The sequence below is a fragment of the Rhizobium sp. ZW T2_16 genome (assembly GCF_044987325.1).
Classification (GTDB): Bacteria; Pseudomonadota; Alphaproteobacteria; order Rhizobiales; family Rhizobiaceae; genus Neorhizobium; species Neorhizobium cellulosilyticum.
Genome location: NZ_JBJDRG010000027.1, coordinates 1 through 15,500 on the forward strand (window position 1 = coordinate 1; position 15,500 = coordinate 15,500).

Here is a 15,500-nt window from a genome sequence, read left to right on the forward strand (position 1 = left end):
CCGGCAAGAACCACCGTTCGGCCTTGCGGCCAAACGAATTCTGCACTTCTGCGTTCGCCCTGAATTGCTGCAGCATGGTTACGAGCAAGCGCTCCACCAATCCCGGCGGCGCCCGTCACCAGCATTCTGTCACTGCAGGCTTTGCCAATTGCGTTCAGATCCTCCGCTGTCGCTGCATCGGCAATCAAGATGCGGAGGTTCTGTTTCGCCGCTTCCCTTATCCGTGCCGCCACCCTCTCCTGCCCCGCTCGCACATCGGCAGTCGCGAGGAGGCCAACAGAAAAGGCCGTCTGCCTCTGCAGTACCCTGATGAGGTTAGAATCCGTCATCGGGGTGAGAGGATGATCTCTCATCGAACTCTCGGACAATAACTTGTCCCCGACAAACAGATGTCCTTGAAACACCGTCCGGCCATTTTCCGGAAAAGTTGGGCTGGCGATCGTGATGGTCTCTCCCAAATCCTCAAGCAGCGCTTCGATAACCGGCCCGATATTGCCGGCGTCCGTCGAGTCAAAAGTGGAGCAGTATTTAAAAACGACTTGTTGGACGTCGCGAGCTCGCAGCCATGTCACGGCACGCCTTGACAGCGAGACGGCTTCGGAAGCCGGGATCGTCCTCGACTTCAAGGCGATGACGACGGCATCCGCGTTCTGCTCGAAAGGGCCATCGTCTGGAATTCCATTGACCTGCACAGTGCGCAAGCCCTCTCGGGCGAATGCGAGTGCAATGTCAGTTGCTCCTGTCAAATCATCGGCAATTGCGCCTAACAGCATTGTTATCTCCTCAACGTGGGTTAGCCTGCGAGCGCTTCCCGCATCGCTAGCACCGACGCCTCGGGTGCGCTCAAGACCGGAGTGGCTGTTTGTGAACGCAGAAGGTCCGCAGCACGAGACGTGGAAAAATGTGCAAGCATGATTGCGTCAAAGCCGGAAAGACTGGCGCCTTTCTCGGCAACCAGCCGATTATGCGTTCCCGCATCGCCCCTTCTCAAAGCGGCCATGGCGTCCGGAAGCACAAAGGTCTCAAGCGTCGCTGAGGAGCCTTGTGCCCTCGCCTGCTCGGCAAACTCCTGCTCCATCGTTACCACCGCCGGTGCGAAGGTCGCGATCATCGCGATCCGTTGCCCTTGCCTGATGGCTGCATCAAACATCGGCGCATTCGGTTTCAATACCGGAATTGAGATTTCCGATGCCGCCTGTTCGATTGCAGGGCCGAAAGCTGAGCAAGTAATCAGGATGCCATCCGCTGAAAGGCTAGCACCATAGTGGCACAATGAAACGAACCGGCTTTGCAGATCAGGCCTCAATTCATCAGCCTTTGCCCGATCGATTGTGAGTGCGTCATCAAGCAGGTTTACGGCTTCAGCCTCTGGCCATAGCTTGCGAAACGCTGCATGGATTGGGTCAATGGCGACCATTGTCGCGTGGAGCAACACGATTCGAGAGCGTTGAGCCATCACATGGATTCCCCGTAGTTTCGCATCCAACCGAAGCTCTCTTCGGTAGACGTCGATGGATGATATTCGCAACCCACATGGCCGCCGTAGCCGACATCGTTAAGAACCTGGAACACCCTTGCAAAATCAACGATTGAAGAACCGGGCTCATGTCGCCCGGGATAGTCAGCGATCTGGACATGACCCATCATCGCATGGTGATTTCTGATGAACGCCAGTGGTTCTGTTCCAAGGCTGATTGCATGATAGACGTCCATCAGAAGCTTAACATTAGATCGACTTGTCGCTTTGATGGCTTCGATTGCTATGTCAGGGTCGGCAATGAAATAATTCGCAATCGATCCCGGCCCTATGGGTTCGACGATGACGTCGATATCGTAAGCCCTTGCGGCATCCGCCGTATATGCCAGGTTCTCCAGATATTCAGCCCACAGGACAGATCTTGTTGCCCCCGCAGGCACGACTCCAGCCATCGCATGCACCATCTTGCATCCAATTTCGCTGGCATAATCCAGAGTTGGAGCTATGTTTTCCCGAAACTGGGCGCGCTTCTCAGGAAGCGACGCAAAGCCCTTTTCCCCTTTAGAGGCGTCGCCTGCCGGAAAGCCGGTCTGCACATAATGAAGACCGGCATCGTCCAGATATTTTCGGACAGTCGCCGCTGGCGTTTCGAACGGGCTCGGATGCTCCACGGCTGTAAAGCCACGTTTACGGGCGGCAGCGAACCGTGCACCAAATGGCAACTCGCCGAATAGAAACCCGATGTGGGCACTGAACCGCAGGGCCCAGGGATTATCCTCGCTCATGCTCTGTCTCCCTTGCGAAGTAAGCGAGTTTGGCCGGCGACAGGCCGGCCAAACGTCTCATGCATGGGCGGCAACGATGCTCTTGAGGTCATCGATGATCGCAACGTGGTCGGCGACCGGCAGCCTGTCGATGGTCATCTGCAACTGACCGAGCCGGTCGACACGGCTGTCGTCGATCGCCTGTCCTATATTGACGGCCGCCTCAAGGACCTCGGTCTCGAACGTGCCATTGAAGTGTTTCAGCAGTTGAGGACCAATATCTTTCCGGATAGCGGAGAGAGCCGCCAGAAGACCATAAGCTCCCCAGTTCGCGACGCCTGACACGATCAGGAAATCCGAACCGGTCTTGGCGGCAATGAGCGAACCGTTGGGGATGTCCTTCTCGACGATATCGAGGGGAAGGACGCCCATGCCGATTTCATTGCCGCCGTCACCGATACCGATCGTCTTCCATGGCGCCTGCCACCCGTGATCTTCGAAAAGATAGTCCAAAGGTGCGGTATCGCCAGAGATATCCCAACCGTGTTCGCGGTGCGGCTTTCCATCGGAGCCCAGCGAGCAACGCTCGATGGCGATAAGGTGTGTAAGCGGCGTCTCGGATTGCTCAATATTCTTGCGAAGATTGCGCACAGCGGTCGCATCAACGGAAACCACCTCCAGTCCGACCTCGTGGGGTAGCACTTTCGTGACCGCCCAAACCGCCTTCGCACATGGTGCGTCGGTGATCACTGTCACCTTGATTCCGGCCTCGGTGAGCCCTGCAGCGAGTTGGGCCATCCCATTCAGGCCGTCCGTCTCGGGAGATGGCGGTTCCGCATGCCGAACGAAGAAGCCACAAATGATCCCCACATGCGGAGCGGGATGCTCACCAATCGACCTGGCTGCCTTTTCAATATTACCGTTGGCGAATGCGACCAGTCGCGAGATATCGCGACGGACCATGCGGCCAACAGATGCTTCCACTGCTTCAAAAACCGACGACATGGAACCTCCATTTGCATTAATATATCTCCCATATATTATCATGAAATAAGCTCGTCAATCTTTGAGGTGCAAAAAACGATAGGGTCTCCACCTCGACAAATTGCCCGCAAAACTGCATGTTCGCGATCAGACTTGCAAAACACGCCGCAAAGGCGGTGGAGCGTTGGATACTTGGGATATTTTTTAAAGGTGCACCCGTGACTCAGAATGAAGAAGTGAAGCTCGCATCACAAACAGATGCCGCTCTCGATCTTATTCGATCGCATATCATCGATATGGGACTGGAGCCTGGAAGCAGGATCGACGAGCGAATTCTCGTGGATCGGTTTCAGCTCGGCCGCACACCGGCGAGAGAGGCGATCAACCGCCTGGTGGCTGAAGGCTTCGTCAAAATCATGCCGCAGCGGGGTGGAACCTATGTCCGCAAGCTCGATATGGACGAGATGGGCGAGGTCATCGTAGCGCATCAGCTCGCCGAATCCGTAGCCGGGCAGATGTGCAAACTTGACGATCCAACGCTTCTGCCAGACCTTCGGGCCATTCAGCGCCGTTATACAGAAAGCGTTAAAAACAGGGAGTTCCTAGCGATTACGCAGCTCAATCAGGAATTTCATCTGCGCATTCACAAGACCATTGGCAACGGCCTGTTCTACGACTTCGCAGAAAGCACTCACCGACACGTCCGCAGGCTGAACGTCTACATCTACAAAGCAGAGGTTGCCGATCCGGACTATCAATCCGGGCAGTTTGCCGCCAACCTCGACCAACACAACCAGATCATCGAAGCTATAGAAAGACGCGACAGGGCCGAGCTGATAACATTCCTGCCGGAACACGCTCGATACACCCAGCGCCGCCTTCTCCGACTGCTTGAGAACAAGACGGTGGGCTCTCTTACCCTTGATGTCGAAGACATAGAGTAAGCGTACGCCTCCACAAACTGTGCTTACACACGTCAGATATGGCTCCGTCGATAATCTCGTCGGGGCCATATATATTTTGTATCAGACGGCGGTGAGAAGGACCTGTCCTTTGACTGCATTGCGCCGAAAAAAGCAGCATAGAGTGTTTATTTCATGGGCCTTGTGCGCATTCTGACGCCAATTTGGTCACGAACCCAATCTGCTGAAAAAACATTCTTGACAGCATAATATACGTGATGGATATTTGCTCATCGCCAACCCAATACGGGCACTCTATTGGAGGGGACAGTGGCAATTCCTAAGATCAGATTGATGAGCACTCTTGGCGTCCTCGCTCCCCTCCGGGAGAGGATTCTTCCCGAGTACGAACGAAGCCGAGGCATCTCTCTCGACGTCATTTTCAACCCTACAAACGTCCTGGCTGATCGCGTTGATGCCGGAGAACGGGCCGACGTTATCATCGCTATATCTGACATGGTGAGAGGGCTAGCCAACAACGGCATCCTTTCGATGGGAAGCATTCGCGATCTCGCGTCGACGACCGTTGGCCTGGCGAAAATTGCCGGCTCGCCGGACGTTACCATCAACTCAGAGCAGGAGTTCATCTCCTGCATGCTTACCGCAAGATCGGTCGTCTTTTCCCAAACAGGCGCCAGCGGTGTTTTCTTCCGCACCTTGATCGAACGGCTCGGCATTGCCGAACAGGTGCTCGCAAAAGCCAAGATTATCCCGCAAGGCCTGACGGCCGAGCATATTCTAACGGGTGAGGTTGAATTCGCTGTTCAGCAAATGAGCGAACTGCTTGCCGTGTCCGGCGTAGACGTCATCGGGCCTTTTCCGGCTGAGCTCAATCATACAACGATCTTCACGGCCTCAGCCTTTGCTGAGCAGCAGGACTCTGAAGTTATCGCCGATTTCCTTGAGTTCATAACAAGCAATTTCGCTCGGAAATCATATCTGGCCGGGGGTCTTGATGTGCCCGGGGGCGTAGTTGGCGCAGGAGCAGTTTAATGGGAGAACTCGACTTTTCGTTTCTCAACGAGTACATGGGCCAGATACTCGGCGGCATCGTTTCAACGTTGCTGATGACGGTCCTCGCACTCATCCCCGGAGCAATTCTCGGCGTCGTCTGCGCGTTGGCGCGGGTCCATGGTTCACGTAATGCTGATCGAATTGCCGGCTTTTACGTCGAGATTATCCGCAACACGCCATCTCTGATTCAGGCATTCTGGCTGTTTTTTGGTCTCGCGTCGCTTGGTATCCGTCTGAGCCCATTCACAGCGGCAGTCATCGCGTTGATCGTGAACTTCGGAGCTTATACCGGTGAGATCATCCGAGCCGGCCTCGAAGCAACTCCAAAGGGTCAGATCGAAGCTGCGGACTGTCTTGCTCTGTCCCCCCTGCAGCGCATCCTTTACATCGAGCTGCCGCAGGCTTTCGAGCGCGTCTATCCGGCGCTGGTTGGACAGTCCATCCTGATGATGCTTTCGACCGCGATCATGTACCAGATCTCCGCCCAGGAATTGACCGGTGTTGCCTGGCTCATCCAGTCGTTCACGTTTCGCAGCTTCGAAATCTATCTCGTCGTCGCGGTCATCTACATCATCATAACGGCGCTGATGCGCGGCCTTCTCAACGGCGCAGGCCTTCTCGCCTTTGCCCGCCTGAGAAGGCTTCGGACACCATTGTGAGGACGCCATGCTCGGTTTGACCATACAACAATACGGCGCGCTCCTGAATGGCGCAGGGTGGACCATTGTCCTTTCATTGCTCGGCTTTCTGGGCGGCACCATTCTAGGCTTTCCGCTGGCGCTGCTATTGATCTCAAAGTCAACGATCTCCCGTTTGATCTCATCGATTGTCATCATCATCGTGCAAGGCATTCCCCTTCCTATCTTGATGTTTGCAGTCTATTTCGGCGCTGGTTTGACAGGGTATGACCCTGCAACACTGACAGCCGCGGGACTTTCCATGGCGATCTACTCTGCAGCATTTCTCGCGGAAATCTGGAAAGGAAGCCTGCGGGCTGTGCCGAGCACGCAGTGGGAGGCCGCCGACTGCCTCGCTTTGACCAAGACGGATATCCTCTTCCGCATCATAATACCCCAGGCAATACGCATCGCCACACCTCCGACCATCGGCTTCTTCGTTCAGGTCGTGAAGAATACTTCTTATGCAATCGTGCTGGCTTTCGCGGAGCTCACCTACACGGCTCGCGTGGTTAACAATACGAGCAATGAACCCTTTGTGATCTTCACAATTGCGGGAGTGATCTACTTCGTCATCTGCTTCCCGCTTTCGATCCTCAGCCGGCGCCTTGAACGGGCGACCGGGAAATACAGAAAGGCGTCTTCGTGATGGCTGCCGCAATCGTATCCTTCAAGGAAGTTCACAAGAAATTTGGCGATCTTGAAGTGCTGAAAGGCATTTCGCTCGATATCGATGAAGGCAAGGTCGTCGCAATCCTCGGGCGATCAGGCTCAGGAAAGAGCACCGCCTTGCGCTGTATAAACGGCCTCGAAAAGATCAATGGCGGAGCGCTTTCGGTCTGTGGCTTTGAGATCGATGACAAACAGATCGATCTTCGCAAGCTGCGGCAGGACGTCGGAATCGTTTTCCAGAGCTACAACCTTTTCCCGCATCTGACGGTCGCCGAGAATGTTACAATAGCGCCCCGTCGTGTCCTTGGTGTACCTAAGCACAAGTGCCGCGAATTGGCAGAAGAGGTTCTGTCGAAAGTGGGCCTCGGCGAAAAGATCGACAACTACCCGGAGCAGCTTTCCGGTGGCCAGCAGCAGCGTGTCGCCATTGCGCGATCACTCGCGATGCGACCCCGCGTGCTGTTGCTCGACGAGGTCACGTCTGCGCTTGACCCTGAACTGACCGGAGAGGTCCTTCGCGTTATCGAGAACCTCGCAAAAGAAAAAATGACGATGATCCTCGTCACGCACGAAATGGCATTTGCCCGCAAGGTCGCAGACCAGATCGTGTTCATGCATCACGGCAAGATTTGGGAGGTGGGAGATCGCTCGCTTCTTGATTTGCCCCAGACGCCCGAACTCAAGCAGTTCGTTGCCAGCGGTCTTTGATCGCGAAACCAAACACTAATCACAACAAAAAGGAGAACAGCATGCTCAGCTCGCATTTCGCTATCGGAATTTTGACCGCCGTAATGACTGCGGCAACCTCTTTTTCGGCTTCGGCCGCAAGCCTCGAAGAGATCAAAAGCCGCGGCAGCATCATAGTCGGCATCGACTTTTCGCACCCTCCCTTCGCCGGTGTGAATGCAAAAAATGAGCAGGAAGGTTCGGATCTCGAAACGGCACAGCTCCTCGCGAAGGATCTCGGCGTGAAACTGGAGACAGTCAACGTTTCAGGACCGAACCGAATTCCGTTCCTCCTCAGCAACAAGGTCGACATCGTCGTCGCCGCGATCTCCATTACCAAGGATCGCCTCAAGGTGATCGACATCTCGACACCCTATGGTGTTGTGCCGCTTAACATTTCCGCGCCGAAGGAGGAGAATGTCAAAGGGCCGGCGGACCTCGCCGGCAAATCGGTTGCGGTCGCCAGCGGCGTGACAGCCGACATCGAACTTGTACGTTCGACGAAGGACGTCCCCGGTGTTGAGATCGTGCGCTATGCGGACGAGTCCACCACCCGGACGGCAATCCTTACCGGCCAGCAGAAATATCTGGCGTCCACATTGTCGGACCTTGGCGAAATCAAGAAGCAGAAGGCCGATCTCGACCTGGAGCTCAAGTTCACGCTCAAGACCTACCCGATGGGTATCGGCATCAAAAAGAACTCACCTGAGCTCCTGGATTGGACCAACAAATGGGTCGAAGCCAATGTCCAGAACGGCAAGCTGAACGACATATTTGTGAAGTGGTTCGGTCAGCCTCTCCCCGCCGATATGAAAAGCCTCGATATCAACTAACCCCCAAAGGAGGCTCGCAGATGAGCAATCAAGTCACGAGCCACCAACCCAGCACACGGGTCACACCCGTGGTCGTTCACAACGGAGTTGCCCACGTCAGTGGGCAACTGCCACGAGAGAATGGCGTCCTGGCGTTGCGTGGAAAAGTCGGAGCCGAGGTCAGTGTTGTGCAAGCGCAGTCAGCCGCTGCCCTGTCAATCAATGCCTGCCTGGAACAGCTCCGGAATGCGATCGGTCCAGAAGGACGAATAGAGCGCATCATCAAGATCACAGGATTTGTTGCGTCAGCACCGGGTTTTAACCAGCAAGGAGCGGTCATCGATGCCGCTTCTGATATTCTGCTGGACCAGTTCGGCCCAAGCGGCGCCCATGCAAGAAGCGCCGTGGGCGTCGCCGAACTTCCTCACGGTGCGCCGGTGGAAATCGAAATGATCGCGGCTGTCACGATCTGACCAGCGACCGGTAACCCCAAATTGGAAAACAAGCATGCGTAAGGGAGAACACCCATGACAGCTTACCTGGACCAGAACGGTCAGAAACTTCCGCCGAGGTTCGTGAACTCAGACGGCATCCGTTTTCACCATCTGCGCACCGGTACAGGCCCGACCGTGGTGTTGATCGCTGGATTTCCGCAGAGCGTTTATGCGTGGCGGCGGGTCATCCCGCTCCTCGCGAAGGATTTCGATGTGATCGCTCTGGACCTTCCGGGCCAAGGTGACTCTGATAAGCCGATCGGCGGTTATGACACGGCAACCACGGCCAAAAGGGTCAACGCCTTCCTCAAGACGATCGGCGTAGGGCGTCACTTCCTCGTCGGACACGATGTCGGGTCCTGGGTCGCCTATCCATACGCGCACGAGTTTGGCAGCGATCTGGAGGGTATTGTCTTCCTTGATGCAAACATCCCTGGAGTGACACTGCAGCCCTGCATCAATGTCGCCGACCCGGACTACTGGAGGAACTGGCACTTCCTGTTCAATATCATTGAGGACCTTCCGGAGGCGTTGCTGAAAGACAGGGAACGGATCCTCATTGAATGGTTTTTCAACAAGAAGACAGCCAACGCAATGGCGACCTTCAGCAAGGACGATATCGACGAGTATGTGCGCGCCTACAGCAGCCTTGGCGGCATGCGAGGCATGCTCGGTTACTATCGAGCCGTCATCCAGGACATGGAATACAACAAGCGGCTATTCGAGACGAAAATCTCTGTGCCGGTCCTCGCGCTGGGTGGAGATGTCGGGAGCGCTCCGGGAATATTCGAGGCTATGAAACCGCTTGCCGAGAACATCCAAGGGGGCGTGATCGCCAATAGTGGGCACTATATTCCCGAGGAACAGCCGGAAGCACTCGTGTCTGCGTTGAAGGCATTTTTCTCGAGCATACAGGCTCGCTGATGTCTTCCCTGAGGTTGGGGGGCTACTGCTGGACAATTTGAAATTGCTCTTGAGCAGCAATAGCCCCCACCTCCCGGATACTGCACATCATCACTCGACGTCTGGATCGACAAGAACCTGCAACAAGGCTTCTGTCGGTATATACACAATCATCGTAAGGCTGGTGGACCCCTCAACTGTCAATGCGACATGTCGATAGGTCTGAGGACCGTGAACAGGATGGCGGATCATTTTCAGGCCCTCGCCAATCGGAAGGACTTCCTGTCGCTCCCACATTTGCCGAAATTCAACGCTCTGCGACTTGAGATCCGCCACGAGTGCTTCAAACATCGGATCTTCGTTTGCGCGGGCATAATCCAGGCGAAATTTGGCGACGGTTCGACGTGCATCGCCCTCCCAATCGAGCATCGACTGTCGCATGTCCGGTGACGTGAATACCAGTTGCAAAAGATTGACTTGACCAAGGTCCGAATTGGTAAAGTCAGGGAATATCTCCCCCGCTAACGGGTTCCACGCCACGACATCCCACCTGTTGTTCATAATATAGGCGGGGTGCGGGAGCGTATTCAGCAAGGCAGTAACGGTTTCAGGAATACCCTGCGGAGGCTGACTGATTGCGGGGGGAAGCCGATGCTGCGCCAGCATGAAAAGATGACTGCGCTCCGCTGAGGAGAGCCGAAAGGCACGAGAGATCCTCTCAAGGAAATCTGACGAAACGCTGATGTCTCTACCCTGCTCGAACCACGTGTACCAGGTTACACCCACCCCTGCCAGATACGCCACTTCCTCACGCCGTAAACCGGGCGTTCGTCGCCTTGGCGACGTAGGTAAGCCTACGTCCGCTGGCTTGCTTCTCGACCGAAGGCTTTGGACGAACCCAGCCAGTGCAAGCCTATGGTCGACGCGATCCAACTTCCCCATCTGTCACCTTTGGTAATAGGATAAAATGCTATCTGGTACATATATAACGATCACATATCCTGTCTCAGTTAACATTCAAGGGATGCAAGATGAGTAGGATTGCCGGCAAAGTGGTGGTTATAACTGGAGCGAGCAGCGGAATTGGCGCGGCGACGGCGCGATATTTGGCTAAGGAAGGAGCAAAGGTCGTCGCAGCCGCCAGGCGAAAAGACGAGCTTGACGCCTTGGTCGCCGAACTGATTGAAAATGGCGGTCAGGCGCTAGTCGTCCAGGCAGATGTTTCTCGTCGCGACGACGTATCCCGACTGGTCGACCGCGCCAAAGCCCATTACGGCGCTGTTGATGTTTTTATCAACAATGCGGGTATTGGCCCAATCTCTCCGCTCGATGATCTGCGCGTAGATGAATGGGAACGGATGGTCGATGTGAACGTCAAGGGCGTCCTGTTCGGGATCGCGGCCTCGCTACCCGTCTTTCGCGCGCAGCGCTCCGGCCATTTCATCGCAGTCGCGTCGACTGCTGGTATGAAAACCGTCCCAACGCAAACAGTTTATTCTGGGACGAAATTTGCAGTCAGAGCAATTTGTGAAGGCTTGAGGCAGGAAGCTGGTCCTGACTTAAGAGTTACGGTAATTTCACCGGGGGCGGTCAACACTCCGTTCGTTGAAGGTATAGCCAACATGGACGTTCGGGCGAGATATATCGGCTTGAGAGATGATATGGCGATAGACCCCTCAGCCATAGCCCGTGCTATTGGATTTGCCATCGAGCAACCAGGCGACGTTGACGTCGGCGAGATAGTCGTTCGCCCCACGGCACAGAGTTAGCAAACTAAACCTCTCAGTTAATCGACGCGTTTGCTCGTACAAGGCCTAACTCCGGCGACCATGCTGTCGCCGGAACGCGCACGACACCGCGAAGTTGTGCGGCATGAATGCTATTGCGCTTGCAATTGATTGCTACCTAGTTAGCCAAAAAAATTGCCAGCGGGCAGCCTATGTCTCGCCTTGAAGGGATGCGATCCGCCGGCCACGCAATTCCGATGGAAGGATGAACCTTAGGCAGTCCGCATTCTGACACGGTCCAGGCATTGTGCCATCTCCTCCTGCAGCAGTTCAGAAACGATGCGGCCTATTCGCGATAGCGGCTTTCGCGCATCGATGGCAAGGCTTACGGTTTGCGGCTCGGCGCCCTTGTCGCGCAGGGGCAGGAAGACCAGCGAGCCCTCGATTATTTCCGGGGCTGCATCGAGCTCCGATGTAAACGCGATGTATCGGCCGCTGCGAGCAAGCTGCTTGACCAACTGCAGCGAGTTAGTGACAACCGCCTTCTGGGGGTCAGTGAATAGCCATCCGTAACGCGCATCGAGATAACGGCGAATGAACAGCGCCTTGCTCTGCAGCGCGATAGGATACTGCGTTGCTTCTTGCAAACTGGTAGTCTTAGCGCGCGCCAGCTCGTGATGTGGTGACACCACGCTGCCGAGCGGAAGCTCTGCACTCCACAGGACATGCACATCCCGTCTCGGCGACAAGTTGAAGGCCGCGATGATGTCGGCATCGCCGGCCGCGAGCGCCGACAGGGCGTCGTCGGGGCTGGCGATCTCGACCTCGAGTGAAATTCGCGGATGTAAGCTTGCAAGTTTATCAATGAACTGCGGCAGAAACCCATTGGCGTGGCTATCCATCGCCACCAGCCGCACATGCCCCTGATGGATGCCCTGCAACTGGCGGATATCGGCTGCCGCCTTGCGTTCGTCGCTCTTCCAGCGGCGGGCGAGTGCGATCAGCGCGTCACCGGCTGCGGTCAACCGCATACCCCGCGGCATGCGCTCGAAAAGCTCCACGCCCAGATCCTCTTCCAGCAGCAGAATTTGCCGGTCGATGGCGGATGCCGCAACGTTCAGTTCCTTAGCCGCCTTCTGGATGGATCCGGACCGAGCCACCTGGTCGGCGTAACGCAGCGATGCAGGAACTAGCGAACCCCGCATTCCGACCTCCTCGAACCATCCTAATTTTTCGAATGGATGATTGCTTATTCTCCGATGGACGGCAACGGAAATTACGCTGATTGTCACGGTCAAGATGACAACTGGGATCGCAAGTGAGCGCTCCATCCAAGGAGAAACCGGATGCAGAGCGTGGATGGAACGATACCGTTTGCCCCCCTCCCCAACGACGGCGATCTCTCGGGCGCTCGGGAGAACGACACGAAGTTCTCGCGGCTTGTTGCGGAAGCATGGTCGCGGTTTTCATCGACGCGCCACACTGGCCTTTTCCTGGTCCTGCCGGCGCTCCTGTTCCTTGGCGTCTGGTTTATTTGGCCGGTCCTGTCGATGATCGTCAGCAGCCTCTCTGCCCATGTCGTCGATGGCGTCACGATCAAAGGCATCACGCTCGAAAACTACACCAGGCTGTTTTCATCCGACCTTTATTTCCGCATTCTGGCCCGGACGATCCGAGTCGCGCTACTGACATGTTTTTGCGCCGCGATCTTTGCCTATCCGCTGGCGATTGTGATCGCCCGCGGTGGCCCCTCGCTAGCAAGGCTGGTCACCATCACCATCCTTGCGCCGCTGCTGGTCAATGTCGTCGTGCGCTCTTATGGCTGGCAGACGATCCTCAATAAGACCGGTGCGCTCGCCTGGGTGCTGGGACAGGTCGGCATCACCCACCCGCCGGTCCTGCTCTATACGGAATGGGCAGTCCTGATTGCCTGCGTCCATGTCTACCTGCCCTTCATGGTCATGCCGCTCGCCTCGGCGATCGCCCGCATCGACCGCACGGTCGAGGAAGCGGCTCGGGTTGCGGGCGCAACAAGGCTGCGCGTCTTTCTGAAAGTGATACTTCCGCTTAGCCTGCCGGGCCTTGCGGTTGGCGCTTCCTTGGTCTTCTCGCTGAGCTCAGCCGCCTATGTCACGCCGCAGGTGCTTGGCGGCAATTTCTCGCCGCTGCTCGGCACGCTGATTGAGCAGCAGATCCTGACGCTCAACGACTGGCCGTTCGGCGCGGCAATCTCGACGCTGCTGATCGCCATGGTACTGGCCGTCAACCTCGTCTTCCTGAAGATCGTCAACCGGCGCTTTGCCCGCTGGACGGAGGCCGCCCGATGACCGAGACCGTCAGTCCGTTTCTGAAAATCGTCGTTGCAATCATTCTCCTGATCGTCGTCGCCCCGCTCGTCGTGCCGCTTCTGATGTCGATCTCTGACACAGCCTATATCGTTTTCCCGCCGCAGGGCTTTACCCTGAAATGGTATGCCGCTGTGCTGACCAACCCCGAGGCGCAGGGCAGTTTCCTGTTCTCGCTCGAACTCGCTGCGATCGTTACCATCGTGTCGCTGATCCTCGGGATTCCCTGTGCGGTCGGGCTGACGCGCTTCAAGGTTCCAGGCCAGGATGCGGTGCTCGGCATCATCCTGTCGCCGTTAATCGTACCATTGATCGTGACCGGTGTGGCGCTGCTGCAGTTGTTTTCAATGATGGGTTCGCGGGCCACTCTGCTGCAACTCATCATCGGCCATACGGTAATCTGCCTGCCCTATGTCATCCGCTCGGTTTCAGCGAGCTTCGTGCTGATCAACCGCAATCTTGAGGATGCCGCCTCTGTTCTCGGCGCAGCACCTCATGTGGTGGCGACAAAAATCATATGGCCGCAAGTGCGGCCGGGCATTTTGGCCGGCGGCATCTTCTGTTTCATCGTCTCCTTCGACGACTACCCGATATCGATGTGGCTGGCCGACGGCAATCACTTTCCGATCCCGCTTTATCTCTACACGGTCATCGAGCGCTCGTTCGACCCGTCGATCGCAGCCATTGCCTCGCTGATGATCTTCTTCGCCCTTTTTCTCGTGCTCGTCATCGAGAAGGTCTTCGGGATTAGCCTTGCCAGGCTCGCCAGCTGATCTGTCTGCACATTCGCCGGCTTAAGCTCAACAAACCAATCGTTCAACAAAAAGGGGAAATGACATGACCAATATTTCGAGACGCACATTCGGTAAGATCGCGCTTGGCGCCACCGCCATCGCCGCACCCCTTGCAGCCCCCATGGGCTTCGTACGCAACGGCTGGGCCGCGGGCAAGGAAATCCAAATCGGGATCTGGGGCGGCTCGCAGGGCGAGTTCGTCAAAAAAGAGATCATCCCCGTCTTCGAAAAGGATTTCGGCGCAAAAGTGACCGCCGAGGAAGGCTTCACGCTTGCCAATGTCGGCAAGATGCGCGCCACCAAAGACAATCCGAAGTTCTCGGTCATGTTCATCGACGACGTGGCGATCCCGATCTGCAAGGCAGAAGGCCTGATCGAGCAAATGCCGAAGGACGATATGCCGGCGCTCGCCAATCTCTACCCCCGCTTCGGTTTCGACGGCTGGGCAAGCGCGCTGGCCATCTCGGTCGGCAGCATGTTCCACAATTCCTCCGTCATCCCACCGGCAAGCTATGCCGATCTTTGGAAGCCGGAATATGCCGGCAAGCTGAAGCTGGTCAGCCCCAAGAACACGCCTTCCGTCTTCTTTCTCATCGTAGCCGCGTCCGTCAAATCCGGAAAGCCGTTTGCAGAAGCGCAGTATCTGGTCGATGACAGTTTCGACAAGGTCGCCGAACTGAAGCCGAACATCATGAACCTGTTCGACAACGGCCCGCAGGCGGCCAACGAAGTCGCCCAGGGCCAGGCCGATATCGGCCTGCTGGAACTGTCGAAATATATCTATCCCTACACGGCCAAGGGTGCTCCGGTGACGATGAGCTTTCCCAAAGAAGGCAGTTTTGCCGGCAACAATTGCCAGGTCCTGGTCAAGGGCGGCCCGAACAGGGACGTCGCTGTCGCCTTCATGAACCGCATGCTGGAAGCCAAGACCCAGAAGGCTTTCAGCGAGTTCGCGCTCACTGCCCCACCGGTTTCCGGCATCGAGTTTTCGGCCGAGACCCTGAAATACATCGCTTATCCGGTCGAGGAAATGGACAAGCGTGGCCTGTTCACGCCGGACTGGGAGTTCATCAATGGCAAGCGCTCGGCCTGGACCGAAAAGATGAACGGCATTTTCTCGGTATGAGACCAGCTTCAGCCAGCCGGCCG

General features: G+C 56.3%; 18 protein-coding genes and 1 pseudogene. 12 read left to right on the forward strand and 7 right to left on the reverse strand.

All coding sequences use genetic code 11. The annotated features are described in order from the left end of the window. The 4 genes from otnK to ACI3K0_RS27940 form a co-directional block, all read right to left on the reverse strand. A partial coding sequence (otnK, locus tag ACI3K0_RS27925) for a 3-oxo-tetronate kinase (RefSeq protein ID WP_404946737.1) occupies positions 1–773 on the reverse strand: 773 nt, incomplete at its 3' end. 20 nt (positions 774–793) lie between these two features. Then, positions 794–1,456 (reverse strand): aspartate/glutamate racemase family protein, encoded by a 663-nt coding sequence (locus tag ACI3K0_RS27930; RefSeq protein WP_404946738.1) that lies wholly within the window; start codon positions 1,454–1,456, stop codon positions 794–796. After that, the gene (locus ACI3K0_RS27935; protein WP_206829398.1) at positions 1,456–2,262 is read right to left on the reverse strand and encodes a hydroxypyruvate isomerase family protein; all 807 of its coding nucleotides are present in this window, start codon (positions 2,260–2,262) and stop codon (positions 1,456–1,458) included. The genes ACI3K0_RS27930 and ACI3K0_RS27935 overlap by 1 nt, the downstream gene beginning before the upstream one ends. Positions 2,263–2,319: 57 nt before the next feature. Then, on the reverse strand, positions 2,320–3,246 hold the full coding sequence (locus tag ACI3K0_RS27940) for a glutamate cyclase domain-containing protein (protein WP_206829397.1): 927 nt from the start codon (positions 3,244–3,246) through the stop codon (positions 2,320–2,322). Between the two features lie 116 nt (positions 3,247–3,362). Between ACI3K0_RS27940 and ACI3K0_RS27945 the strand changes: the two genes are divergently transcribed. The 8 genes from ACI3K0_RS27945 to ACI3K0_RS27980 all read left to right on the forward strand — a co-directional run bounded on the left by ACI3K0_RS27945 (position 3,363) and on the right by ACI3K0_RS27980 (position 9,506). Beyond that, positions 3,363–4,169: a GntR family transcriptional regulator gene (locus ACI3K0_RS27945; protein WP_206829396.1), complete on the forward strand. Its 807-nt coding sequence runs from the start codon at positions 3,363–3,365 to the stop codon at positions 4,167–4,169. Between the two features lie 312 nt (positions 4,170–4,481). Then, positions 4,482–5,180, forward strand: coding sequence for a molybdate ABC transporter substrate-binding protein (locus ACI3K0_RS27950; protein WP_404946739.1), 699 nt, complete (start codon positions 4,482–4,484; stop codon positions 5,178–5,180). After that, the gene (locus ACI3K0_RS27955) at positions 5,180–5,860 is read left to right on the forward strand and encodes an amino acid ABC transporter permease (RefSeq protein WP_174066454.1); all 681 of its coding nucleotides are present in this window, start codon (positions 5,180–5,182) and stop codon (positions 5,858–5,860) included. Before ACI3K0_RS27950 ends, ACI3K0_RS27955 begins: the two co-directional genes overlap by 1 nt. Before the next feature lie 7 nt (positions 5,861–5,867). Then, entirely contained in the window at positions 5,868–6,527 is a 660-nt protein-coding gene (locus ACI3K0_RS27960; RefSeq protein ID WP_174066452.1) for an amino acid ABC transporter permease, read from the forward strand. Continuing rightward, positions 6,527–7,258, forward strand: coding sequence for an amino acid ABC transporter ATP-binding protein (locus ACI3K0_RS27965; protein WP_112651882.1), 732 nt, complete (start codon positions 6,527–6,529; stop codon positions 7,256–7,258). Before ACI3K0_RS27960 ends, ACI3K0_RS27965 begins: the two co-directional genes overlap by 1 nt. 41 nt (positions 7,259–7,299) lie before the next feature. Further along, positions 7,300–8,109, forward strand: coding sequence for a transporter substrate-binding domain-containing protein (locus tag ACI3K0_RS27970; protein ID WP_112651880.1), 810 nt, complete (start codon positions 7,300–7,302; stop codon positions 8,107–8,109). 20 nt (positions 8,110–8,129) lie between these two features. Further along, positions 8,130–8,561, forward strand: coding sequence for a RidA family protein (locus ACI3K0_RS27975; protein ID WP_404946740.1), 432 nt, complete (start codon positions 8,130–8,132; stop codon positions 8,559–8,561). A 54-nt stretch (positions 8,562–8,615) separates the two neighbouring features. Beyond that, entirely contained in the window at positions 8,616–9,506 is an 891-nt protein-coding gene (locus ACI3K0_RS27980) for an alpha/beta fold hydrolase (RefSeq protein ID WP_404946741.1), read from the forward strand. Between the two features lie 90 nt (positions 9,507–9,596). Here ACI3K0_RS27980 and ACI3K0_RS27985 read toward each other — a convergent pair whose 3' ends face one another. Together ACI3K0_RS27985 and ACI3K0_RS27990 are read right to left on the reverse strand one after the other, a co-directional pair. Continuing rightward, entirely contained in the window at positions 9,597–10,151 is a 555-nt protein-coding gene (locus ACI3K0_RS27985; protein WP_404946762.1) for a hypothetical protein, read from the reverse strand. 15 nt (positions 10,152–10,166) lie between these two features. Next, positions 10,167–10,427, reverse strand: a pseudogene (locus ACI3K0_RS27990) (helix-turn-helix domain-containing protein); the annotation flags it as partial. A gap of 89 nt (positions 10,428–10,516) precedes the next feature. Between ACI3K0_RS27990 and ACI3K0_RS27995 the strand changes: the two are divergent. Beyond that, entirely contained in the window at positions 10,517–11,254 is a 738-nt protein-coding gene (locus ACI3K0_RS27995) for an SDR family oxidoreductase (protein WP_404946742.1), read from the forward strand. Between the two features lie 230 nt (positions 11,255–11,484). Here the strand turns inward: ACI3K0_RS27995 and ACI3K0_RS28000 are convergent, their stop codons facing one another. Then, positions 11,485–12,543, reverse strand: a complete 1,059-nt coding sequence (locus tag ACI3K0_RS28000) for a LysR family transcriptional regulator (RefSeq protein WP_404946743.1) — start codon at positions 12,541–12,543, stop codon at positions 11,485–11,487. 15 nt (positions 12,544–12,558) lie between these two features. Here ACI3K0_RS28000 and ACI3K0_RS28005 point away from each other — a divergent pair, with 15 nt between their 5' ends. From ACI3K0_RS28005 to ACI3K0_RS28015, 3 genes are all read left to right on the forward strand, one after another. Next, positions 12,559–13,539 carry an ABC transporter permease gene (locus ACI3K0_RS28005; protein WP_404946744.1) on the forward strand — a complete coding sequence of 327 codons (981 nt, stop codon included), beginning with the start codon at positions 12,559–12,561 and terminating at the stop codon, positions 13,537–13,539. Next, positions 13,536–14,330, forward strand: a complete 795-nt coding sequence (locus tag ACI3K0_RS28010) for an ABC transporter permease (protein WP_404946745.1) — start codon at positions 13,536–13,538, stop codon at positions 14,328–14,330. The genes ACI3K0_RS28005 and ACI3K0_RS28010 overlap by 4 nt, the downstream gene beginning before the upstream one ends. Positions 14,331–14,394: 64 nt before the next feature. After that, complete coding sequence (locus tag ACI3K0_RS28015; protein WP_404946746.1) at positions 14,395–15,477, forward strand: extracellular solute-binding protein; 1,083 nt, start codon at positions 14,395–14,397, stop codon at positions 15,475–15,477. The last annotated feature ends 23 nt before the right edge of the window (positions 15,478–15,500 follow it).